Source organism: Calothrix sp. 336/3, assembly GCF_000734895.2.
GTDB lineage: Bacteria > Cyanobacteriota > Cyanobacteriia > Cyanobacteriales > Nostocaceae > 336-3.
The window spans coordinates 2,597,934-2,619,791 of record NZ_CP011382.1 but is presented as its reverse complement, the minus strand read 5'-3'; the positions used below and the strand labels follow the sequence as shown (position 1 = coordinate 2,619,791).

The 21,858-nt window shown below is 40.8% G+C and carries 20 protein-coding genes and 1 pseudogene; 11 read left to right on the top strand and 10 right to left on the bottom strand.

Annotated features, from left to right (window positions below; translation table 11 throughout):
- Positions 1-164: 164 nt before the first annotated feature.
- Positions 165-860: a TrkA family potassium uptake protein gene (locus IJ00_RS11000; protein ID WP_035152956.1), complete on the top strand. Its 696-nt coding sequence runs from the start codon at positions 165-167 to the stop codon at positions 858-860.
- 200 nt (positions 861-1,060) lie between these two features.
- On the opposite strand, the gene IJ00_RS10995 is transcribed toward IJ00_RS11000, so the two are convergent.
- From IJ00_RS10995 to queA, 3 genes are all read right to left on the bottom strand, one after another.
- Positions 1,061-2,170 (bottom strand): tetratricopeptide repeat protein, encoded by a 1,110-nt coding sequence (locus tag IJ00_RS10995; RefSeq protein ID WP_035152951.1) that lies wholly within the window; start codon positions 2,168-2,170, stop codon positions 1,061-1,063.
- A gap of 120 nt (positions 2,171-2,290) precedes the next feature.
- Positions 2,291-3,658 (bottom strand): adenylate/guanylate cyclase domain-containing protein, encoded by a 1,368-nt coding sequence (locus tag IJ00_RS10990; RefSeq protein WP_035152949.1) that lies wholly within the window; start codon positions 3,656-3,658, stop codon positions 2,291-2,293.
- A gap of 65 nt (positions 3,659-3,723) precedes the next feature.
- The gene (queA, locus tag IJ00_RS10985; RefSeq protein WP_035152946.1) at positions 3,724-4,878 is read right to left on the bottom strand and encodes a tRNA preQ1(34) S-adenosylmethionine ribosyltransferase-isomerase QueA; all 1,155 of its coding nucleotides are present in this window, start codon (positions 4,876-4,878) and stop codon (positions 3,724-3,726) included.
- A gap of 238 nt (positions 4,879-5,116) precedes the next feature.
- Here queA and IJ00_RS10980 point away from each other — a divergent pair, with 238 nt between their 5' ends.
- Entirely contained in the window at positions 5,117-5,506 is a 390-nt protein-coding gene (locus IJ00_RS10980) for a hypothetical protein (RefSeq protein WP_035152943.1), read from the top strand.
- Between the two features lie 562 nt (positions 5,507-6,068).
- Here the strand turns inward: IJ00_RS10980 and IJ00_RS10975 are convergent.
- A complete protein-coding gene (locus IJ00_RS10975; RefSeq protein WP_035152941.1) occupies positions 6,069-6,512 on the bottom strand; it encodes a YraN family protein in 444 nt (147 codons plus the stop codon).
- A 36-nt stretch (positions 6,513-6,548) separates the two neighbouring features.
- Here IJ00_RS10975 and IJ00_RS10970 point away from each other — a divergent pair, with 36 nt between their 5' ends.
- A complete protein-coding gene (locus IJ00_RS10970) occupies positions 6,549-7,034 on the top strand; it encodes a pentapeptide repeat-containing protein (RefSeq protein ID WP_035152940.1) in 486 nt (161 codons plus the stop codon).
- A 26-nt stretch (positions 7,035-7,060) separates the two neighbouring features.
- Positions 7,061-7,138 (top strand): annotated as a pseudogene (locus IJ00_RS29660) (Uma2 family endonuclease); the annotation flags it as partial.
- 15 nt (positions 7,139-7,153) lie between these two features.
- Here the strand turns inward: IJ00_RS29660 and dnaG are convergent.
- Positions 7,154-9,088 (bottom strand): DNA primase, encoded by a 1,935-nt coding sequence (dnaG, locus tag IJ00_RS10965; RefSeq protein WP_035152938.1) that lies wholly within the window; start codon positions 9,086-9,088, stop codon positions 7,154-7,156.
- A gap of 194 nt (positions 9,089-9,282) precedes the next feature.
- Here dnaG and IJ00_RS10960 point away from each other — a divergent pair, with 194 nt between their 5' ends.
- Positions 9,283-10,626 (top strand): N-acetylmuramoyl-L-alanine amidase, encoded by a 1,344-nt coding sequence (locus IJ00_RS10960; RefSeq protein ID WP_035152936.1) that lies wholly within the window; start codon positions 9,283-9,285, stop codon positions 10,624-10,626.
- Between the two features lie 52 nt (positions 10,627-10,678).
- On the opposite strand, the gene IJ00_RS10955 is transcribed toward IJ00_RS10960, so the two are convergent.
- Positions 10,679-11,452 carry a hypothetical protein gene (locus IJ00_RS10955; RefSeq protein WP_035152933.1) on the bottom strand — a complete coding sequence of 258 codons (774 nt, stop codon included), beginning with the start codon at positions 11,450-11,452 and terminating at the stop codon, positions 10,679-10,681.
- A gap of 454 nt (positions 11,453-11,906) precedes the next feature.
- Entirely contained in the window at positions 11,907-12,332 is a 426-nt protein-coding gene (locus IJ00_RS10950) for a hypothetical protein (RefSeq protein ID WP_371259646.1), read from the bottom strand.
- 1,057 nt (positions 12,333-13,389) lie between these two features.
- Here IJ00_RS10950 and IJ00_RS10945 point away from each other — a divergent pair.
- Entirely contained in the window at positions 13,390-14,280 is an 891-nt protein-coding gene (locus IJ00_RS10945) for a hypothetical protein (RefSeq protein WP_035152931.1), read from the top strand.
- Positions 14,281-14,332: 52 nt separating this feature from the next.
- Here the strand turns inward: IJ00_RS10945 and IJ00_RS10940 are convergent, their stop codons facing one another.
- Positions 14,333-14,848 carry a GNAT family N-acetyltransferase gene (locus IJ00_RS10940; protein WP_035152930.1) on the bottom strand — a complete coding sequence of 172 codons (516 nt, stop codon included), beginning with the start codon at positions 14,846-14,848 and terminating at the stop codon, positions 14,333-14,335.
- Between the two features lie 75 nt (positions 14,849-14,923).
- The gene (locus IJ00_RS10935) at positions 14,924-15,904 is read right to left on the bottom strand and encodes a DMT family transporter (protein ID WP_082127308.1); all 981 of its coding nucleotides are present in this window, start codon (positions 15,902-15,904) and stop codon (positions 14,924-14,926) included.
- 146 nt (positions 15,905-16,050) lie between these two features.
- Between IJ00_RS10935 and IJ00_RS10930 the strand changes: the two genes are divergently transcribed.
- The 3 genes from IJ00_RS10930 to IJ00_RS10920 all read left to right on the top strand — a co-directional run bounded on the left by IJ00_RS10930 (position 16,051) and on the right by IJ00_RS10920 (position 19,709).
- Positions 16,051-16,383, top strand: a complete 333-nt coding sequence (locus IJ00_RS10930) for a hypothetical protein (protein ID WP_035152929.1) — start codon at positions 16,051-16,053, stop codon at positions 16,381-16,383.
- A 1,011-nt stretch (positions 16,384-17,394) separates the two neighbouring features.
- Entirely contained in the window at positions 17,395-18,582 is a 1,188-nt protein-coding gene (locus tag IJ00_RS10925) for a glycosyltransferase family 4 protein (protein WP_035152928.1), read from the top strand.
- Between the two features lie 134 nt (positions 18,583-18,716).
- A complete protein-coding gene (locus IJ00_RS10920; RefSeq protein WP_082127307.1) occupies positions 18,717-19,709 on the top strand; it encodes a Type 1 glutamine amidotransferase-like domain-containing protein in 993 nt (330 codons plus the stop codon).
- 63 nt (positions 19,710-19,772) lie between these two features.
- Here the strand turns inward: IJ00_RS10920 and hisG are convergent, their stop codons facing one another.
- Positions 19,773-20,414 carry an ATP phosphoribosyltransferase gene (hisG, locus tag IJ00_RS10915; protein WP_035152926.1) on the bottom strand — a complete coding sequence of 214 codons (642 nt, stop codon included), beginning with the start codon at positions 20,412-20,414 and terminating at the stop codon, positions 19,773-19,775.
- A 163-nt stretch (positions 20,415-20,577) separates the two neighbouring features.
- Here hisG and IJ00_RS10910 point away from each other — a divergent pair, with 163 nt between their 5' ends.
- Both IJ00_RS10910 and rppA read left to right on the top strand, forming a co-directional pair.
- Complete coding sequence (locus tag IJ00_RS10910) at positions 20,578-21,024, top strand: DUF29 domain-containing protein (protein ID WP_035152924.1); 447 nt, start codon at positions 20,578-20,580, stop codon at positions 21,022-21,024.
- 143 nt (positions 21,025-21,167) lie between these two features.
- On the top strand, positions 21,168-21,857 hold the full coding sequence (gene rppA / locus IJ00_RS10905; RefSeq protein WP_035152922.1) for a two-component system response regulator RppA: 690 nt from the start codon (positions 21,168-21,170) through the stop codon (positions 21,855-21,857).
- The last annotated feature ends 1 nt before the right edge of the window (position 21,858 follow it).

The window sequence follows — 21,858 nt, the reverse complement described above, 5'->3', positions numbered from 1 at the left end:
CATCAAAGAGTATTTATCTAGTTATATGGGTGCAGGGAAAATCAGGTTTCTCATCGAAAAAGTTATCTTCGAGCATTCACCTAAAAAAACCTTTATGAGGTCTTGACTTGATAAATAATCACTCATCTCTCTACTCAATTAATTCATTGACCTAGGATAAAATAGTGAACTTTTCCTCATTAGGATTTTTCCGTAGTCTCCGTAAAGACAACCATCAATTTGCTGTGATTGGTTTAGGTAGATTTGGGCGTTCTGTTTGCTCAACTCTGCATCAATTAGGCTATCAAGTTCTAGCAACAGATGTCGATGAGAAGCGAGTTTCTGAAGCTTTAAATGAGCAAATTGTCGGTCATGCTTTGCAATTAGATTCCACAGAATCCGGAGCTTTAAAAGAAGCGGGAATTTTTGAATTTGATACGGTGATTGTGGCGATTGGTAATTATGTCCAAGAAAGCATTATTACAACCTTAAACGTCAAAGAAGGGGGTGTTCCCCATGTAGTTGCGAAAGCTTCGACGGAAGTCCATTGTAAACTGCTCAAGCGCGTTGGTGCAGACCATGTGGTATTTCCAGAGTATGAAGCGGGACGTTCTCTAGCGCGATCGCTAACTAAACCATCTATCTTAGAACGCTTTGACCTTGACCCAGATAATAGTATTGTTGAAGTGATTGTTCCCGATGATTTTCACGGTAGAACCATCAGTGAATTACAATTACGTAATCGCTATGGGGTGAATTTACTCGCCGTTAGTAATGATGGCAAATTTACCATTAACCCTGACCCTTCTAAGCGCTTAGAAAAGGGTTCATTAATGGTAGTAATTGGTTGTAATAAAGATATAAATCGCTTGCCTATTTAAGATATTGTCGCCCGTAGGGAATAGGGGAACGAAGAAAGTTAGGAAAAGGGATACATAGCCCTAATTGAGCAAGTTCAAACCTACTATAAATATGGGGTTTCCCTATTTCCTATTCCCTCTTCCCTGCTAGTCTTTCAAATTTGAATAGGGGACAAGGGGGACAAGGGGGAGATATCCCTAAAATTAACCTTGACAGTGTACTACTTCTTACCTTTTAAAGATGTCTCTTGAACATTTTCATCTGGAGAGGGTGGTAATACGGGTTCAAAAGCGGGAGGTTCTTCAACAGGAATAGAGACAGCTGGAGTTTCTGGATTTGCAGATGTTCGATTCGGTGCTGGAGCTTGGGTAATTTGGGTGGGTTGCTTCTGTGTTTGTTCCTTTTGAGCAACTTGCAACATCAATTGGTCAATTTTCGCTACTTGCTGGATATTACCCTGTTCTTGGTAACGACTACGAGCGCGTTTAAAAGCACTGTTGGCATTTTTGTATTCTCCTTGGTTGTACCAAGTTATACCCAAATTATAATAAGCTTCGGCATTCTCGGGCATGAGACGAATTGCTTCTTTATAGGTAGCAACTGCCTCCGGATTTTGTCCCTGTAATGCGAAGAGACTCCCCAGGTTATTGTAAGCAATGACGTTTTGGGGATTGATTTTGACCGCTTGTTGATAAGCTGCGATCGCCTCACTGACATTTCCCTGTTGTTGCAGAGCGATCGCCAAGTTTAAGTAAGCATTATCATTGTTGCCATCCAGATTAGTGGCTTGTCGGTAGGCTGCGATCGCCTCCTCTACTCGTCCTTGTTGATACAAGATTAATCCGGAATTATAATGAGCATTCGCCAAGTTAGGATTCACAATCAACGCTTGACGGTAGGCAGTCATTGCCGCTTCCGGTTGTCCCTGTCTTTGCAGCGCTAAACCGAGATTATAATAAGCTTCCGGCTGGCTAGGATTTATCCGAATTGCCTCAGCATACTCCTGTGCGGCTGCCTCAAAGCGATTTTGCAGTAACATCATATTACCTAGAAAACTGCGCGCTGCTGCCAAATTAGGGTCACGCTGCAAGGCTAAACGAAAAGCAGATTCAGCCCCTTGGAAATCTTTGCGGTGATAACGCATCACACCCTGTTGATAGAAACTTGCCGCATCTAAATCCTGAGAAGGAACTGTTTCTAAAGCCAAAGCTCGGTGACTAGGCAAACTGGTGACATTTGCCATGGTAAAAACTAATAGGCTAGAGGAGCAAAGTAAGGCTACTTTAGCACTACGGAGAAAATACTGACACAATTGATATGTTGAAGACATAATAGGCGACCTGCAATGACTGCTCGATGCTCATATAGATAGGATGCCCATCCTCAAGAGGAAAATATCCGTTGTGATAAATTTTCTGCATCTGATGTGTCAGGGAAGAGGATTTGATGATTACTTTAGCGATCGCTCTTTTCTGGCTTTTACCAAGTAAGTTTCCATTTCTCCCTTACCCTTAATTTGCATCACACCTCGTGACTCCAAAATATATTTGTCTTGTACTTGCTCAGAGGTGCTTTGGGAAACTTGAATCGAACCGGGGATTCCATGGGATTCCATGCGACTAGCAATATTGACAGTATCGCCCCACAAATCATAGATAAACTTTTTAATCCCAATCACACCAGCGACAACGGGACCAGAGTTAATTCCGATGCGAATATTACAATTAAGCTGGGTTTCTTGATTAAATTGTGCCATGGCTGCTTGCATATCCAGTGCCATTTCGACGATAGCGATCGCATGATCTGCTCGCGGAGTCGGCAAACCACCTACCACCATGTAAGCATCACCAATAGTTTTGATTTTTTCCAAACCATGTTTTTCTGCCAAATGATCAAACATCGAAAAAATCTGGTTCAGCATTGCCACTAGTTTTTGCGGTGGCATTTGGGTAGAAAGTTGGGTAAAACCGACAATATCAGCAAACAATACAGTCACTTCCCCAAACCCATCAGCGATCGCCGTCGGTTTTTCCTTCAGTCGCTCGGCAATAGACTCGGGAAGAATATTTAAGAGGAGATGATCGGATTTTTCCTGAGCGATCGCCAACTTAGAGGCAATTTCTTGAGTTTCTGCCAGCGATCGCCCCAATGCATTCACCGTTTGATGGATTTTCTTAACTGCTGGTTGAAAAACCCATATTCCCTCACAAACTAGGGTAAAGACTGTCATCACAAACAACCAAATTTCTAGCTGCCGCAGATTTTTCACTTCTGTTTGGGCATTTTGATTGTAAGTGGAGATAATACTATCCATTTCCTGCATGAAACTTTTTGCAGTCGCGGAAATTTGCGTAACTTCTGGAACTGATAGTTTTTGTGTAGGAGCTAGTCGGGGATTTGTGCTTGTGGTGATTAATGTTCTGGCTGCACTTTGCAAGATTCCTGGAGATGTTTGCTGAAGTATCTGTGTAACTAACAAACGACAATCAGCAGACAGGTGGGGTGATTTTTCTAGCTGCTGTAAATCCTGGCGAGAAACTTGCCATTCTTTTAAAATATTCTGAATATCTCGTATCTGCTGCTGCCGTCTTCCCGGTTCCATAGTCATTTGCAGAGCGATCGCCTCCCTACCTAACTGCTGACTCAACATTTGTTGACGTTGGGCAATACTGACAAACTTTAAATTCAGTTCTTGATGAGTTAAGGAGCGCTGAATTAAAAACTGTCCCAAAGCAGATAGGCAGCCAATGGCAGCTAAGGAGATAATATACAACAGAGTCAGACGACCAGTAGCAGACTTAGGTTTTTTGTCAATCATAGGGAAATATTGTCAGTCAGCAGCCACAACACATCCTTAGTATTCCCCTAAGATAGACACAACCATCATTCCCCGTTGTTGAGTATCCCTGAAGGCAAAATCAACATGGCATCCCCAAAGGAATAAAAACGATATTTTTCCTGAATCGCTTCTTGGTAAATCTGCAATAATCGGGTTCGCCCAATTAAAGCACTCACTAACATCAACAAACTGGAGCGGGGCAAATGAAAATTAGTAATTAAACCCTCAACCACCTGCCATTTAAACCCAGGGTAAATAAATAAGTTAGTTTTGCCACAAAATGGTTGGATTGTGCCTCCATGGGCGGCGGCGGCTCCTTCCAGGGCACGTACAGCCGTGGTTCCCACTGCGATGATTCTGCCTCCAGCAGCTTGGGTAGCACGAATTTGCTCTACAGTTGTTGCCGGCACCTCGATCCATTCGGCGTGCATTTGGTGGGTAGTGACATCTTCAACCTCCACCGGGCGAAACGTACCCACACCCACATGGAGAGTAATAAACGCTTGGTGAATATTCTGAGAACGTAATCTTTCCAGTAACTCTGGAGTGAAATGTAATCCCGCAGTTGGTGCGGCGATCGCCCCCGGATTTTCCGCATACACCGTTTGATACTGGGCGCTAGCTGCCGTTGTCTCAGTAATATATGGGGGCAGGGGTACTTCTCCAAATACATCTAATAGCTGTATTAAAGATTTCCCCTCTGGTACGGTAAACTCTAGCAACCGCCCTCCCGTTGCCTCATCACTATCTACTACCTTGGCAGTTAAGCAAATATCTGTTCCCTGCGCCGTAAACCTTAACTCAGTTCCTTGTTTAAAGCGCTTACCTGGCTTGACAAGGGCTAACCAACAATTCTCTTGGCGCTCTTCTAATAAAAGTACTTCAATTTCTGCTCCAGTGGATTTCTGCCCATACATCCGAGCAGGCAAAACTCTCGTGTTGTTCATCACTAATAAGTCTCCCGGCTGGAGAATTTCCGCTAAATCACGGAAAATACGATGTTTTGCAGGGGCATCCACACCGATTTTGCGGGAATCAACTACGAGTAACCTCGAACTATCACGGGGTACTACGGGATTCTGAGCAATTAGCTCTGGAGGTAAATCATAGTCATATCCAGACAGGGAAAAATCTAATTCTTCCTGGGTATTGCTGGCTGAGGAATGATGGGGAAAATTAGCTGCTAGTTCTTGCTGCATTGAGGTTTGAGGAAATAGAAATAAGCTGGCAATGTGCGGTTATAAAGGAACTCTAAATGATTGCGAATGTTTTTTATCCCTAGACTTCAAGATGGATATCATTAAGTAACACGCAAGTAATTATATGAAAATTGGGTAAACTTCCCTATCGAAAAACGGGGGCTTTTACCCTAGCGAATAGTCAACCTGATCTCACAATAATAGATATGTAGGATTGGCTTTGATCCCTAGAACCAAGATGGAATACTTGTATTATCTGGCAAATGCCAGTCTCACTTTGAGGGTTGTTCAACACCTGCACGCCAGACCCCAAATGCCCGTGTCTTTTGTTACCGTGATTCATCAAATTGATGGTTGGGTTGTACGTGTTAAACTCACAAGTCAAATATCTTCCGAAGAAGATGGCAATTTCCGGGCTTTCCTGAATGAATTAGGAATTAGCTATGAACCGCCAATGCGCGTACAGATGGCACTTTGGAGTTTGGAAGCGGGTCAGAGTCCCGTGGATGTGATGCGCCGCTATCAAGTAGCAATTGTTTCCCATGGTAACCCAGAAAAAGAAGAGATTGAAGCGTTTCGCCAACAGTTTGTCAGGGGTTTGGGTTACTGTCCAGAAACGCTGGCATGATATTTGTCATAGAAAAGTGAATACTTTATTAGTAGGTAATGGGTAATAGGTAATTGGATATTTCCAAGCTATCTATGGTCTGTTACCTATTATTCTATCTGCATGAGTGTGAATGAAGCGTCAAGAATCACCTCGCCTTTAGGCAGAGTATGTCAAACAAACAATAACGGGCAACTTCAAATAATATAGGAGAAACAAGGGTTAAAAATTAACGTCTTGCAAGCTGGAAAATATGTAGAGTCAAATTTTAGTCCTACATTTCCAGACATTATGATAAGTAGAACGGCTTAAATAATTCACGCTATGTCATTGCGAATGAAACGTTCGCGTAGCGTGTCGCTTTGCGACTCAGTGGAATGAAGCAATCGCAACGGTTTTGACGATTTTACAATCTGTTACATAGTTAGGTTTATTCTCACCGACTTACTTAATTGAGCTAGTAAATCAATATGTCCAGCAAATTCAAGTTGTTGGTAGCAGTCAAGCAATGAAAGCTTTTAGGAATTGGCTGCGGGAAAATTTATAACTATGTCATTGCGAAGGTTGTGAAGCGAATTAATATCTAAAAGGCTGCGGCGATATATTCTTGTAAGACTAACTCGTATCCCTCTGTGAGCAAGGTGGGGAGTTTTGTATGTATATATTGTATCTTGAGGTTTTTCCTTGAGCTTGGGCGACAGTGAACGATCGCCACATCAAATTGACAGGGATAATCGGATTTTTCGCAATTCTCTGCTAGAAATATTTCTGCGGTTTGTCTGAGTTTTGCTTGTTTACGGGTGGCGATCGCTAACTTCCCTCCACTATCCCAACTACCCGAACTGCGAGTTTTCACCTCTACAAATACCAATATCTTTCCTGACTCAGCAATAATATCAATTTCTCCCCAAGGACAACGCCAGCGACGCTGTAAAATTATCCAACCTTGGGATTTGAGGTATTCTGTCACCAGGTCTTCTCCAAGTTGACCGATATCGGGATAATGAGAGGAAGAGTGGTTCGCCATTGCCTGGAATAATTAGGATAAGTTTGGGTTAAGATTATGGTAGTAAATATACTGAGTCTATTGTTATTTATAGTAGTTTCTGTAACAGGATTTTTAGGCTGCATTCCGGGGGCGATCGCTCTGGATTACAACAAGGAAATTCTTATCGAAGCTGATTTTTCGGGGAGAGATTTAACAGATTCAAGTTTTACGAAAGCAAATCTCAAGCAAAGTAATTTTAGTAAAGCCAATCTCCAAGGTGTGAGTTTCTTTGCTGCTAATTTGGAATCTGCAAACCTGGAAGGTGCAAATTTGATGTTTGCTACCCTCGACTCTGCCCGTCTGATTAAAGCAAATTTAACTAATGCTATCCTAGAGGGTGCTTTTGCTGCCAGTGCCAAATTTGACGGGGCAATTATTGATGGGGCAGATTTTACTGATGTGTTGTTGCGAGATGATGAACAAGATAAATTATGTCAAGTCGCTACAGGTAGAAATCCTGTGACTGGTAGGGATACTCGTGATACTTTGTTTTGCCCTTAAATCCTGTGAGGTAGCTTTTCTCAAACGCAGAAAAGGAAGCTCAAAAAGCCGAACGTCTAGCAGCTAAATTACGAGAATTAAATATTGACCCCGATATGATTTAGCAGATATGAAAAACTCTAATAATTGAATTGTAGTAAATCTAGGAGAGAAAACAGTCTCTGTTTTTCCAATTCTTGTAGATTCCGTTTTTCCTTAGTAAAAGCATCTGCATAATATTTATATTGTTCTGGCTCTTTTTCTGGTTCTGTTTGCTCCCAAGACTCTCGAAAATAACGACAACGCTTTTCAGATATGGCAATTTCCATACATGCAATAGCTGCTTGTATTACCTGGGGAGTTCTTTGAATTTCCTTTTTGGCTTTTTCGTTTAAATGAAAAATATGGGAAACCAAATCAGTTTCTTCGGGGAACTCCAAACATCTTTGTTGTACGGCAGTCAGCAATTCATCACCATAATTTTCTGGGATGATTTCCAGAATTTGTTGCCAGAGAAAACGATGATGGGAAAGGCTAAATTGTAAATCTCTTTCTTCCAAAGCTGTACTAATAACCAAGCGATTTTCTGGGCAATGGAGATAAATCCTTAACAATAATGCTTCTGCCTGTTCTAGTAAACTAGGTTCCGTTTGGGTGAGATAGGATTTACTTGAAGCAGAAGATTTATTGCTAGTAAATTGACGAAAATTTTGTTTGTTTTCTGTTCCAGGACTAACTTGAGTTAATAAATTTTCCACTCGCAAAGCAACTAGTCGAGTATCCCCTTGACTGAGAATTTCGGCACAGTGGGTAATATAATATTCCCTAGTATTCGTATTGGCAATATTCTTAATTAATTTGACAAATTCTTGAGAAACCTGTTGAAAATCACCCGGTTGTTTTAAATCCTTATCTTGGATAATTTGCTGAATTTGCCAATTTAACCATAAAGGGGCATTAACTATTAGTTGTTGATAGTCTTGTGTTGTATGGGTTTGTAGATATTCATCTGCATCCTTACCATCAGGGATATTCAGGATTTTGAGTTGTACTTCTCCTTGATAAGCTAGCTGGGAAATTTCTCCAATCGCTCTTTGTGCAGCATTTGTACCAGCTTTATCCGCATCAAAATTGAGGATGAGTTGCTTAGATTCACTGTAGCGTAAAAGTATCCGTACTTGCTCAATACTGAGAGCAGTTCCCAGGGAAGCAACCACATGATCAATACCCGCAGCATGGAGAGCGATCGCGTCAAAATATCCCTCCACAACAATTGCCTGATCTTGCTGGGAAATTCCGGTTTTGGCTTTATCTAGGGCGAATAAAGTCTTACCCTTATTAAATAATTCTGTTTCTGGAGAGTTCAAGTATTTTGGTTGCTCATCACCCAAAGTTCTACCACCAAAGGCAATGACTCGCCCCATGATATCGCGGATTGGAATCATCAGGCGATCGCGGAACACGTCATAATAACCGCTATTTTCCTTGCGAGGTTTAATCAAACCCGCTTTTTCTAGCAAAGGTGGAGGATAACGTTTACTATCGACTAAATAACGGTAGAGAGTCTCCCACCCCCCAGGAGCATAACCTAAACCAAATTCCTGAATCGTTTCATCCTTGATCTGTCGTTGTTGTCGCAAATAGTTTAACGCTACTTCTCCCTGGGGTTGTCTGAGAGCGTGCTGATAGAATTGATCTGCCGTAGCTAAAAGTTCATAGAGTTGCGATCGCTCTGATATTTGTCGCTGTAACTCTTGTCTTTGCTCTGGTTCTAAAGTCTGTACTGGAACCTGATAACGTCGTGCTAAATCTAACACCACTTCTGCAAAGGGTTGTTTATGTATATCCATCAAGAATTTGATGGCATCTCCCCCCGCTTGACAACCGAAACAGTAAAAACTTTGGCGACTCGGACTGACACTAAAACTCGGAGTTTTTTCATTATGGAAGGGACATAATCCCACGTAATCTTTACCTCGTTTCCGTAAAACTACGTACTCCGAGACCACATCTACAATCTCAGCTCGCTCTTTGATTTGTTCTACGGTGTCTCGATGTAAACGGGGGGTGTGCATGGGAGGAGGGGAGGAGGGGAACTTGGGAAAGGGAAAAGGGAAAGGGTATTTTATCTGTCAGCACTTAGCCGTCAACTCTTCCCCATAACCTATTACCCAATCAGAGACTGATAGTTATTATATTGTTGTTTTCTATTAGAGAATTGATGAACAGCATTCTCAAGGGTTAATCTTAATCAGAGGAAATACTGAAGATGGGACGTATTTTTATTTCAGCAGCACACGGAGGGAAAGAAGCGGGAGGTATTGATCCAGGTTCAATTGCTGGTGGTACTACTGAAGCCAGGGAAATGATTCGGTTACGGGATATGGTGGTTGCAGAACTGCGATCGCGCAACTATGATGTCTTATCTATTCCCGATGACCTCAGTTCTAAAGATACTATAGCTTGGATTAATTCCCGTGGTCGCCAGGATGATGTCGCTGTGGAAATACACGCAGATGCAGCTAGTAGTCCAACGGTCAGAGGTGCCAGTGTATTTTATATTACAAATAATAATGAACGCAAAAAACACGCAGAAATCCTCTTAATGTCCCTGCTGCGTCGTGTTCCTCAAATACCTAACCGTGGTGTTAAACCAGATTCCGATAGTGGTATCGGCAACCTCGCATTTTGTCGTCGCACCACGATTCCTTCACTGTTAATGAATACTTGTTTTATTAGTAACCCAGACGATCGCAATCTCCTCCAGAATCGTCGGCGAGATTTTGCTATTGGGATTGCCGATGGGTTAATTGCTTGGAGTAATACTATTGACCCAACTCCCAGCAATCCTGTTTATCCAACAATTAATATTACCATTAATGGTCAAAAATACTCTGAGCAAGGCATATTAGTTAATGGTAATGCCTACATTCCCATAGATGTCGCTGACCGTTTACGAGTGGATTTATCCAAGATTCCTGAAGTTAGACGCTTAACATATCGACGAATAGTTTATGTCAAAGCCATTGAACTCAGAGAATTTAATATTTCTGTTGGTTGGGATAGTGCAACTCGTACAGTTATTTTACGTTCCAACGTTATAGTTTTCCCCGGTCAGTTTGATAAAATTATGGCTAGGGGATACACTTCGGAAATTCAATTACAGATATTCCTCCGTAATAATAATGAAAACGCTTTAGTCAAATTTCCCGATTTACCCAAACTGTACCGCGAAGAAGCCAACATCGAAGGTGTAAATTTTGATATTGCTTTTTGTCAAATGTGTGTAGAAACCGGATTTTTACGGTTTGGTGGTGATATTAAACCAGAACAAAATAATTTTGCCGGGTTAGGAACTATTGGTGGTGGCTCGGAAACAGCAACTTTTGAAAGTGCTAAAATCGGCATCAGAGCGCATATCCAACGTTTAAAAGCTTACGCTAGTTTAGAACCTTTAGTTCAAGAAGTTGTCGATCCCAGATTTCGGTTTGTTGCTCGTGGAATTGCACCCACCATTGACGAATTATCCGGACGTTGGTCAGCAGATTTACAGTATGGTGAGAAAATCAAAGCCATGTTGAAACGTCTGTATGAATCGGCAGGTTTGATGTGATTACTGAGAAATAAGTATCATTATTGACTGATTACTCCTGCACTATCTATGACTATGCTTCCTTAAAAAATCTGAGAATTTCCCGTACATGATCTAAGAATTGCCCATCTGTAGAAAGTTGGGCGATCGCTGCTCTTGCTTCCCTTCCTAAACGTTCATGTTCTGTTTGATTCATCGCTCGCAATTCTTCCAAGTTAGCTGTCACCCTTGCTAGTTCCCTACGATTATCTTCCCCATATCGTTGCAGATTCCCAGCTAAGGAATAGGAGTTTTCCGGGTTCAATTGCTCTTGAATTTGTCTTACTTCTTCCACCAACGCATCAAACCGATAACGCAACTCAACGATATCTTCACGGGGATATCTCCATTCTTCACCAATCATCCTTAACCTAGCATAGAGGTATTCATAGGCACTAATCGCTGGGCGTAAACCCGTAAGCAACAATGCTGCACCGGAACTCACATAACCTACAGCACTAATCCCTGTCGCAGCTAAGAGATATAAACCAATAGCGGAGAAAATATGTAAGGTAATGGCAATTAGTAGCGATCGCTTTGCCAAAAGTTTCACATAATTAATTTTTCTGCCATCTACGGAAATACCTTTTTCACTAGACTGTTCCCCCTGTGCTAATACTTCCTTAGCTTGAAAATAAATATTCCAAGGTACGGTGACAATTACCAACAACCACCAAAAACTAGCGCCACCAATTACCCAATCTAAAAAACTTCCTGCCGAAACATGAAACCACTGTAACAAACCAAAGGTAAGTAATACTAAAATCCCAATTCCCGCAACGGAACTAGCAAGAAAGTTTAAATACATATTTTCATATATTGGAGATAATGAGATGTCTAACACCTAGGGCAAAAAACTAGATATCTGTGAGTGGCAATGTCCTTTTCAGTTAATTACTTTATGAGGATTTTGGAAATTTCTGACTAATTACCAAATACAACCCACAACATGAAAGTGAAAAAGAAGTCATGTTCTCGAAAAATCATCTATGTTTCTGGAATTTTTATCTTTATTGGTAGAAAAATCTTTTACCCCATTGGATTAAGATAATTCCCATCATGCCCATAAATGACTGCTTTCATTACTAGCACTGTGATGGTTTCTAGAGTTACACAAGATTGGCAATTGACAACAGATACTCAAGAATTAAGAGAGTGGGCAAGTAGTTGAAAGTATAAAATACGACTAATATTTGATTTGCTTGACATCCATCCTATTCATAATTTTAGTCTTTTATACAGGACTTTTTTGCCCGATGTACCTATTGAACTAAGTAACTATGCCAAGTAGCTTCTGTATCTTTAGTATCATTGTCTGACATCAATAATCGCCAAGTTTTACCCTCTTTTTGCAGCTGCAAATATACTTCAAAAGGTTTCTTGGCTTGTGTCAGTTTTCGATCTGGTAACTGAAACACTAAATCATAAGTCCCGCTCACACGATAAGTCATTAAGTTTTTTAAACTTAATGCTTTTTGCTTCTGGATAAACAGATGTTTAATCGCAAAGCTTTGAAAATCCAAGTCAAGTTGTTGGTTTAACTTTTCTTGAGTATGTTCTAACTGCACCGCGATCGCCTTTTCTATGACTTGGGTAGTAGGTGCAAGAACAATTGCCGTACATCCAGACAAAGATAAACATATCAACAGTAAGGTTACTAGCACTCCATTAAATATTTTCTTTGCCAGAAAAATAGGCTGAAAAGGAGTATGGGAGAATAAAGCAATGATGCTATCTTGATCGATTTTTGCCAAAATCACTATTGCGCCTCCAAACATAGGTGCTATATTTATAATTCTGATTTCCTAATTGATACCGCAATTAGAATTACAGGCTATCTCAAGGGTGCAACAAAGAACTTGATTCTATCATTATGACTTGACAATAAATCCATCATTCTACTTTGTCTAGGCTTGAAAAAAGGCGTTAATTAATGGTAGAGTATACTAGCTAGTTATTTTACTAGCGAAAAGAGCTAAAACGAATTAATTGTCAGGGTTTCCAACCAATATCCGCATCTTCCCCGTCAGACAGATAAAATCAGGGTTTAAGAAATTACTGTTTACCTGAGGAAAACGCAAGGTATAAAAATATCAGTAATTTGGTCACACTACCGAAATTCATCCAGCTTTTCACTGAGTATCGCATCTATACCAGTGCAAAATTTCTAGAAGTTAGTAGAAAATTTACAGTATGTAAATGATACTTTGCATTTTATTCATACTTTGACAGGCAAACTCACAATTCTTGGTGTATGTGCAACTGAAAGATGAAGTCTTCAGCAAACTATCTGAACGTAGCAAATTTTCAATCGCTAACTTCCTGAGTGTTTGTCAACAAATATGACAAATAAATCCTACTTTTTGTAAAAATCTTCCTGAACTTGGCTATTTGATGAGAACTAAATATAGCTATTGTGAACTTGCGTATATCAGCAGGATAGATGAAAATCCTTTTTCCTGTTTTGTTGTTTCCAAGTCAGCCATTCACGAGATGATTATACAAACAAAAATGAAAATTTACATTTCCCCCTTTATATCTCCTTTTTCTATTTGCAAGACAGATATATGTTGTTTAGATGAAATTTGATATTGCAATCATTTATTTAGGAATAAATATTATTCATGGAGATATAAAGAACAGGTAAATTTTTGGTAAAGGGTAAAACCTTATCTCTAGCATAGACTCATAGAAATACATAGAATAAAGTCAGGCACTATCATCATCATCAACAATACAAGCATTATGAATTCTCTTGTGAAGCAGGTACGCAATAAAATCTTGCAAAATATTTATGAAATCCCCTTCTGGCAATCTCAGTTAGATTTGGATTATTACGCAGCAAAAGAAAATCATGCTAGTTGCTTGCCATCTATTTCTGACTTCGATTTAGGGATTGTAGAAGCTGTGAAAAAAGAAGGGGTAGCGATAACTTCTTTAGAAGCACTTGCTATTCCTTCTACGGAGAAAATGTGGCAAGCATCTGCAAAAGTGATGTCAGGTATTCCTGTAGGTTCGAGTGAGGATAAAAATGAATATGTAGTTCACGCTTCCCCAGAGCAGATGATAAAGTTTCCAGAAATTTTTCTCTGGGGTTTACAAGAACGTCTGCTAAATATAGTCGAGCATTATATAGGTTTACCTGTTGCTTATCATGGTGCATATTTTCGTCGAGATTTAGCAAATCAGATAGAAAGGAAGTCGAGATTGTGGCACATTGATGGGGAAGATAGAAAACTCCTGAAAATTATTGTTTACTTGCATGATGTTGATGAAAATTGTGGTCCTTTTCAGTACATTCCCCAATCTTTGACTACTGAAGTTATGGCTTCTCTGAGATATCGTCATGGTTATATCCAAGATTCAACCATGCAGAAAGTTGTATCTCCTTCTATGCAAAAATCTTGTACAGGGGTTGCTGGTACTGTTGTGTTTGCCAGTACTAGTGATATTTTCCATCGTGGAAAAATACCTGTTACTCAAGATAGGTTCACAATATTTTATGACTATACCTGTCGTCAGCCCAGGTATCCTTTTTACTGTAAGTCTTCCTTACCAGAAGCAGAGTTGCAGCTTTTAGCCTCACATTTTTCGGAAGAACAAAAACAGTGTGTTTTTTGGCGACAAGAATCCTAGTTTTGGGTATGGGAAAAGTCTGTATATTTTCTCTCCACTTCAGTCAGCAACACTAGACTTCGCCAAAATATCCAGGGTAGCGAACTATGCCATTGACACTTTTTAATGCATCATCAACTAATTCTATTACCATAAAAGGCTCATCTGGGAATGGTAAGGAAGGCTGTAAATTAAATTTACTGGCTGTTTGAAATCCGAAACGGTGATAAAATCCTGGGTTGCCCAGCACCAGAACAATGGTATGATTCAATTCTCTGCACTTAGATAAACCTATTTCTACTAATTGACTGCCGATTCCTTGACGTTGTTTTTTGGGAGTGACAGCTAAAGGTGCAAGAGCTAATACAGATAGGGTAGTTTGATCTGTATCCAAAAAAATGCGACTAAAGAGAATATGTCCTAAAATGACTTGATTTTCCACTGCGACTATGGAAAGTTCAGGGATAAAGTTTTCTGATTGACGAATTTTCTCAACTAATAATGCTTCTTCTGGTTGGGAAAAAGCGGCGGTGATAACTTGGCTAATAGGGGTAATATCTGCGGGTGTTTCAGGGCGAAATTGCCACATTTTTGATACTACTTTACAAGTAAATTTAAAGTAAGTATAGGAGAAAACGGTCAAAAATTATTCACTTTTTGCTCTTTAACGCAGGTAGAATAAGAATCCCACTCCGATGATTGCCACACAAACACCCGCGATCGCTCTCCAAGTGACTTTCTCTCCTAAGTAGATGGCGATGGGAATAATTAATACTGGACTTGTCTGTAATAATGTGGAAGCAATACCTGCTGCTGTTAACTTGAGGGCTATTTGTTGTAGCCAAATTCCTAGATAGGTTCCACAAAATGCCGCAAACAGGATGCCAGTGAGGATGGGAGTTGATTGTAATCTTTGTAACTGCCACCTTTCCTGAGAAGGGGAAAATACACCCCAAATAATTAATATCAATACCCCGCCCACTAAACGTATCAGTGCTGCCCACAGGGGGTTAATATCGGATTGGGCAAAAGCTGCACGGGAAAGTACGGCGGCGATCGCGGCGGCGATGGCAGCTAGTAAACCAAACAGGATACCTTTATAGAATGATTTACGAGAAATTACTGTCTGAGAAGTACGTTCTGTAACAACAAATCCTACACCGATAATTGTCAGGAGAATACCGCACCAAGCCCTAGAATTTAATGTCTCATTTAGAAAAGCTAGTGCCAAGATAGCTGTAATCGGTGGTGCTAGGGTTTCCATCAGTAAAGCTTGTCTGGCTCCCAGGGTATTAATAGTTGCAAAAAAAGCAGTATCTCCCAAGCCAATACCAACCATCCCACTGAGTATCAGTAGTGATAGCGATTGCAGAGATATATGGGGAAAAAATTGTCCTGTAATGGCAATGGTAAATAGCAGCAAGGCGATCGCCACCACTCCCTTACACAAGTTGAGCTGTAATGGAGGAATAGAAGCCCCTAAACGCCCATACACCACCGAGGCTATAGCCCACAACCCCGCAGCCCCTAAAGCCGCAAGCTCTCCCTGCACATCTGCTAACGGGAAAGTTAACAAAATATTAAAAATAGCTTGTACCCCCTTTTCAAAAGTAGAAAAAATTGCATATTTTAGGATTAATACCATTAATAAAATTAGCACTCTCAGCTAACAATTGCTAATCAATTCTGGGCGAAAAATTAGCACTCTCATTATGAAAGTGCTAGTGTCAGCAGTGATAGTTCTCGGCAATTTTTTCATACTAGATGTATTACTAGAGAGGTAGGACTGAGATGAAATACACATTTGATATTATTGGTGTATCTCCAGTTTTGCAGTTTTTCCATCACCAACAACAATCAAAATCAGCGAATATCGAATATTTGGGAATCCATCGTTGTACCCTAGATGCTTTAATGACATCAATAGATTTAGCTTTACCCCATCTCAGTTGGGATATTGATGGAGTCAGAAATACAGTAATTAATTTTTGGATGGATAATTCTGAGAGTATTCGCTATTGGCAAGCACGGTTAACAGATGCAGGCAATGATAATTTATTAGTCACAAGGGTGGCTGAAATTCAATCGTTACAAGCAGAGTTAGAAACTTTATTTAAAAAGTAGTTTTATCTAACTAATAATACTGATTTTACAAACCACCATATAGTTGCTGGAGAGTAATATTGTGACTAGAAAATGATGTATAGGTAAATTGTATAGGATTTATAGTAATTGGCAGAATCAGGTGATTACAAAATGCGTAAATTGTTTTTTAGTGCCAACTTCTAGCCCGTTTTCTAAAATCAGGGAGCAAGATGCTCCCACTACAAATTGTATTTTTGTAAAATTGCAATGTTCCCAACAAATATCATCTTCCGAAATTCTGGGATTACTTCCCGAAACTTCACTTCGCTTATAAGTAGGAAGGTGCAATTAAATATCAAACCTCTGTAAGATAGGTTAGCGCACTGTAACCTATGCAGAATAAGACTTTTATACGTTACGCCTATGCCGAACACATCCTACCTTTGATTAAATTCGGATTACTTACAAAAATTTTTGCTAGTTCAATAGCGTTTCTTTGTGAGATTGTACTATCTTGTCAAGTCGTATTTTCAGCCTTCCGCCTATACCTTCAGCACAACCAAGGGCACTTTTTCCTTGCTCAGGAGAAAGGCAGGGTGATTACATATTTATATCGAATTTATATCAGTTCTGTGATATGAGTCATAACGCAAAATAGATGACGTTATTTTTATCACTTCTGGTACTATGGCTAATAGTTGTCCGCCTACTAGCTGATATCTAGTACATATTTGCCATGGGTAAACTTTCAACTTGCTGTATTCATGGCGATCGCCCCCACCATACCAGTTACTAGCAATAATTCAGACTTTATCCCAGACATTTCTCTGCCCTCGTTTAACAATTCCATTTCAATAAATAAATATTTCTCACTTTCAGCAAAATAAGTTTACGAATTAAGTGAAGAATGTATTTATCGCTACTGTTTTTTTTAAAATATTAAAAAATCCTAAAAGATATCTGGTAAGTAAACAATCGCGGTGCAAAATTAGCACTTTTGGTTAAATTGGGATTTTTAGCAACTGTCAAGGGCTGGGGGATCTGGAAAAGATGAAAATATTAGTACTCAGTTGGGAATTTCCACCCCGCATCGTTGGGGGAATTTCTCGTCATGTCGCAGAACTATACCCGGAATTAGTCAAACTGGGACATGAAATTCACATAATCACGCCCGAATTTGGCAATGCACCGATGTTTGAACAAGTGGAAGGAATCAAGGTACATCGTTTACCAGTTGCCAATGGTGACGATTTCTTCCATTGGGTGGTGAATATGAATCACAGCATGGGTAGCCATGGTGGTAAGTTGATGTTAGAAGAAAGTGGCTTTGATATTATTCATGCCCATGATTGGTTAGTGGGAGATGCCGCGATCGCCCTGAAACACACCTTCAAAACCCCCCTCATCGCCACAATTCATGCGACGGAAGCCGGACGACATAACGGTATTTATACTGAGGTACAAAACTATATTCATCACAAGGAAAAACTTCTAGCATTTAATGCTTGGCGCATCATCGTTTGTAGTGACTACATGCGTCGAGAAGTAGAGCGATCGTTCCAAAGTCCCTGGGATAAAATCGATGTCATCTACAACGGTATCCGTCCCGAAAAAAAACAACATCATCCAGACTTTCACGCCCCAGAATTTCGTCTGCGTTACGCTGAACCCCAAGAGAAAATAGTCTACTACGTCGGACGTATGACCTACGAAAAAGGTGTATCCATCTTACTAAATGCAGCCCCCAAAGTCCTATCGGAAATGGGCGGATACGTCAAATTTGTGATTATTGGTGGTGGCAATACCGACAACCTGAAAAAACAAGCTTGGGATTTAGGTATCTGGCACAAATGCTATTTTACAGGCTTCATGTCCGATGAATACTTAGATAAATTTCAAACTATTGCCGACTGTGCCGTCTTTCCCAGCCTCTACGAACCCTTTGGTATCGTTGCCCTAGAAAGCTTTGCCTCCCACGTTCCCGTAGTTGTATCCGATACAGGTGGTTTCCCCGAAGTAGTACAACATACCAAAACCGGAGTTGTCACCCAAACCAACAACCCCGACTCCCTCGCTTGGGGTATTTTAGAAGTCTTGAAAAATCCTGGATACCGCCAGTGGTTAGTAGATAATGCTTACCAAGACCTAGAAAAACGTTTCCAATGGACGAAATTAGCCCACCAAACCCAAGCTACCTATCAACGGGTAATACAGGAGCGATCGCAAGTGCAATGGTAATCAATCCTACCAAAGCTAGGGAGAATCTTTTTAACCTTGGCGTAAACTTTCTATCCCCTGGTGATAAATAGATATTAGGAACAAAAAAACCGAGAGAAGTTAAGCTAGATGGGTTTGAATCAGAGAATCAGCAAATGGGAACAGTCGCAAAACAACTTGCAGCTATACTTCTACTCACTACAGGAACCTGCCTACCATTACCCGTAGAGGCAAAGGTTATGCGCTATCTCAAAGGCAATCCCCAAGATGTCAACCCAACCCTCTTAGGTCCCGTATACGACCTCGGAGGAGGGGGTGCAGACGTTGATGAAGCCATCCAATGGATGATTAACCGTGTACGCGGATGTAATGACTGTGACAAAAAAGTCGATGTTGTTGTCATCCGTGCTACAGGTGATGATGGATACAATCAACCAATTATGGATATGCAGGGTGTAGACTCTGTGGAAACCATTCTGGTAAAAAGTAAAGCAGAAGCCAATCAACCCGAAGTCGTTAACGCTATCCAGAAAGCAGAGGTAGTCTTTTTTGCTGGTGGTGACCAATGTCTCTACACTCGTAATTTTCAAAATACCCGCCTAGAAACCGCTGTCGAATCCGTCTACAAACGCGGTGGTGGCATTGGAGGAACTAGCGCCGGAGCCATGATTCAAAGTAACTTTGTATACGAAGCCTGCGGTAAAGCCATTGAAACGGAAGACGCTCTTGAAGACCCCTACCGAGATATTAGCTTTACCTATAATTTATTCTCCTGGCGCAACCTGGAAAACACAGTCATTGATACCCACTTTGACAGACGAGAACGCATGGGGCGCTTAATGGCATTCCTAGCACGACAAATTCAAGATAGTAAATCTACTAGTGCCCTAGGTATCGCTGTCAGTGAGGGAACATCCGTAGTTGTAGATAAAAACGGTATGGCTAAAGTTATGGGTAAGGGAGTCGCTTACTTTGTCCTTGCCGACCATACTCCCGAAGTCTGTAAACCCCGTCAACCCCTCACCTACTCCAACTATAAAATTTGGCGTGTCCGTAGTGGTGACAGTTTCAACCTCAGAAACCGTCCTACTACAGGTTACTATTTGCGAAGCGTTAAACGCGGCAAAATAGATAAAGACCCTTACTAGGGAAGAGGGAAAACATCTCTGTATAATTGTGTTGTGGAACGGGCAACCCTGCCCGTCAAAACATTAACTTGCTTCTGCCACGTCCCTAATTTTTGCAATCAAATCACTCAAATTATCCTGATTCAAACGATAACTTAAAGGGTTAACAATTAACCTCGCAGTGCTTTCGTACAACCTGGCAATTTCTACCAAACCATTTTCCCGCAATGTTCGCCCCGTAGAAACTAAATCCACGATCGCCTCTGACATTCCTGTAATGGGTCCGAGTTCCACAGAGCCGGAAAGGGGTACGATTTCCACTGGTAAGTCTAAGCTATGGAAATATTCCCGCGCACAATTGACGTATTTCGATGCCACACGTCCATGGGCAGGTAAATCAAGGGGGACTTTATAAGCACTTGACTCCTTCACTGCCACAGACATTCGACAATAACCAAACTTTAAATCAACTAACTGTGCGACTTGAGGTTTTTTCTCACGGATAACATCGTACCCAACTATACCCAAATGTGCCTGCCCATATTCCACATAAACAGGAACATCCTGCGCTCTTACTAGTAATCCTGTGGCTGTCCCACTGGCATCCGTAATCTGTAATTGTCTTGTACCTGAGTCTAAAAAGACACTAAAATCTATACCAACATTTTGCAGCAATTTAATACTGTACTTCAGAAGTTCCCCTTTTGGCAGTGCGACAGTCAGCATGAGAATGATTTTCTATTTTTTCTATTCCACCAAAATCATTATCCGAGGTTTGCTGCCTGAGATAGCATTTTTTACTAGAGATTCTTAAAAAGAAGTCGTATTCAAAATTATATCAATGGGGTTATTTAGAGGCTAGATTAGAATTAAGCCAAGGGAGTACACAATGCCAGCCAATCTCTATGAAACTGATTTCTATGCCTGGACGTTAGAGCAGTCAAAGTTGCTCAAAGAGGGTGATTTTAAGCACCTGGATATTGTCAATTTGGTCGAGGAAATTGAGTCTTTGGGAAAACAACAGCGACAGGAACTTAGAAACCGACTCGGTGTGTTGATTGGGCACTTGCTGAAGTGGGACTACCAACCCGAAAAGCGCAGTAAAAGCTGGCGAGTGGCAATTCGAGAGCAACGGCGAGAAATTTTGCAACTCCTGAAGGAAAACCCTAGTCTTAAGCCTTATCTGGAAGAGGCAATTACCCAAGCTCATGAATCTGGACTAGATTTAGTGGTTAAAGAAACGCCTTTAGATTATGAAGAGCTACCCGAATATTGCCCTTATAGCCTAGAGCAATTGTGCGATCCTGGCTTTCCTACTGATTTAAACCCGACCTGAGTTGAAAGACAATGCCTCTCCTATATGAAACCTAGACAACGCTAGACATTACTTGACATTTCAAGACTAACTATTAGCAAATACAATAGAGACTTGTAACATCCAGTCTCCGATTAACTCTTCTCTGCAATCGATGCTTTCCCATGCGAATTCTGGTAGTAGATGACGAAAAAGAACTCACAGACCCCCTCACCCGTTTATTGACACGGGAAGGTTATAGTGTGGATGCTGCCTATGATGGCACCAGGGGAAATCAACTAGCCCAATCCAGTAATTATGATTTGCTGATTTTAGATTGGATGTTGCCGGGAAAAACAGGTTTGCAAATTTGTCAGGAATTGCGTCGTCAAGGAATGACTACTCCGGTTCTCTTCCTGACAGCAAAGGATACTCTCGATGATCGGGTTGCTGGTTTGGATGCAGGAGCAGATGATTACCTGATTAAACCTTTTGAATTACGAGAATTATTAGCACGGGTGCGAGCATTATTACGCCGTTCTGGTTTGCAGTTACCAGACACAAATGGAGAAAAGTTAACAGTTGCAGACATAGAACTAGATGCAGAAAATCAAATTGCCTATCGCCATGGTCGCGTAATTGAACTATCAGAAAAAGAGAGTCAATTATTACGGTATTTCATGGAAAATTCTGGGCAACTTTTAACCCATAATCTGATTATGCAGAACCTCTGGCACAATGAGGAACAGCCCAGTAGTAATGTGATTGCAGCCTTGGTGAGATTGTTACGACGAAAAATCGAAGCTCCAGAGGAAGCAACCTTAATCCATAGCGTTTATGGTAAAGGATATCGCTTTGGAATATCGGGAGATTAGA

What these genes read in the sequence shown, in the direction of transcription:
- IJ00_RS10955 (WP_035152933.1), bottom strand. Translation starts at nt 11,452, where the DNA reads ATGTATTTAAACTTTCTTGCTAGTTCCGTTGCGGGAATTGGGATTTTA.
- IJ00_RS10925 (WP_035152928.1), top strand. Translation starts at nt 17,395, where the DNA reads ATGAAAATATTAGTACTCAGTTGGGAATTTCCACCCCGCATCGTTGGG.
- IJ00_RS10930 (WP_035152929.1), top strand. Translation starts at nt 16,051, where the DNA reads ATGAAATACACATTTGATATTATTGGTGTATCTCCAGTTTTGCAGTTT.
- IJ00_RS10990 (WP_035152949.1), bottom strand. Translation starts at nt 3,658, where the DNA reads ATGATTGACAAAAAACCTAAGTCTGCTACTGGTCGTCTGACTCTGTTG.
- IJ00_RS10970 (WP_035152940.1), top strand. Translation starts at nt 6,549, where the DNA reads ATGGTAGTAAATATACTGAGTCTATTGTTATTTATAGTAGTTTCTGTA.
- hisG (WP_035152926.1), bottom strand. Translation starts at nt 20,414, where the DNA reads ATGCTGACTGTCGCACTGCCAAAAGGGGAACTTCTGAAGTACAGTATT.
- IJ00_RS10935 (WP_082127308.1), bottom strand. Translation starts at nt 15,904, where the DNA reads ATGGTATTAATCCTAAAATATGCAATTTTTTCTACTTTTGAAAAGGGG.
- IJ00_RS10920 (WP_082127307.1), top strand. Translation starts at nt 18,717, where the DNA reads ATGGGAACAGTCGCAAAACAACTTGCAGCTATACTTCTACTCACTACA.
- IJ00_RS10945 (WP_035152931.1), top strand. Translation starts at nt 13,390, where the DNA reads ATGAATTCTCTTGTGAAGCAGGTACGCAATAAAATCTTGCAAAATATT.
- rppA (WP_035152922.1), top strand. Translation starts at nt 21,168, where the DNA reads ATGCGAATTCTGGTAGTAGATGACGAAAAAGAACTCACAGACCCCCTC.
- queA (WP_035152946.1), bottom strand. Translation starts at nt 4,878, where the DNA reads ATGCAGCAAGAACTAGCAGCTAATTTTCCCCATCATTCCTCAGCCAGC.
- IJ00_RS10940 (WP_035152930.1), bottom strand. Translation starts at nt 14,848, where the DNA reads ATGTGGCAATTTCGCCCTGAAACACCCGCAGATATTACCCCTATTAGC.
- IJ00_RS10910 (WP_035152924.1), top strand. Translation starts at nt 20,578, where the DNA reads ATGCCAGCCAATCTCTATGAAACTGATTTCTATGCCTGGACGTTAGAG.
- dnaG (WP_035152938.1), bottom strand. Translation starts at nt 9,088, where the DNA reads ATGCACACCCCCCGTTTACATCGAGACACCGTAGAACAAATCAAAGAG.
- IJ00_RS10980 (WP_035152943.1), top strand. Translation starts at nt 5,117, where the DNA reads ATGGAATACTTGTATTATCTGGCAAATGCCAGTCTCACTTTGAGGGTT.
- IJ00_RS10975 (WP_035152941.1), bottom strand. Translation starts at nt 6,512, where the DNA reads ATGGCGAACCACTCTTCCTCTCATTATCCCGATATCGGTCAACTTGGA.
- IJ00_RS10995 (WP_035152951.1), bottom strand. Translation starts at nt 2,170, where the DNA reads ATGTCTTCAACATATCAATTGTGTCAGTATTTTCTCCGTAGTGCTAAA.
- IJ00_RS10960 (WP_035152936.1), top strand. Translation starts at nt 9,283, where the DNA reads ATGGGACGTATTTTTATTTCAGCAGCACACGGAGGGAAAGAAGCGGGA.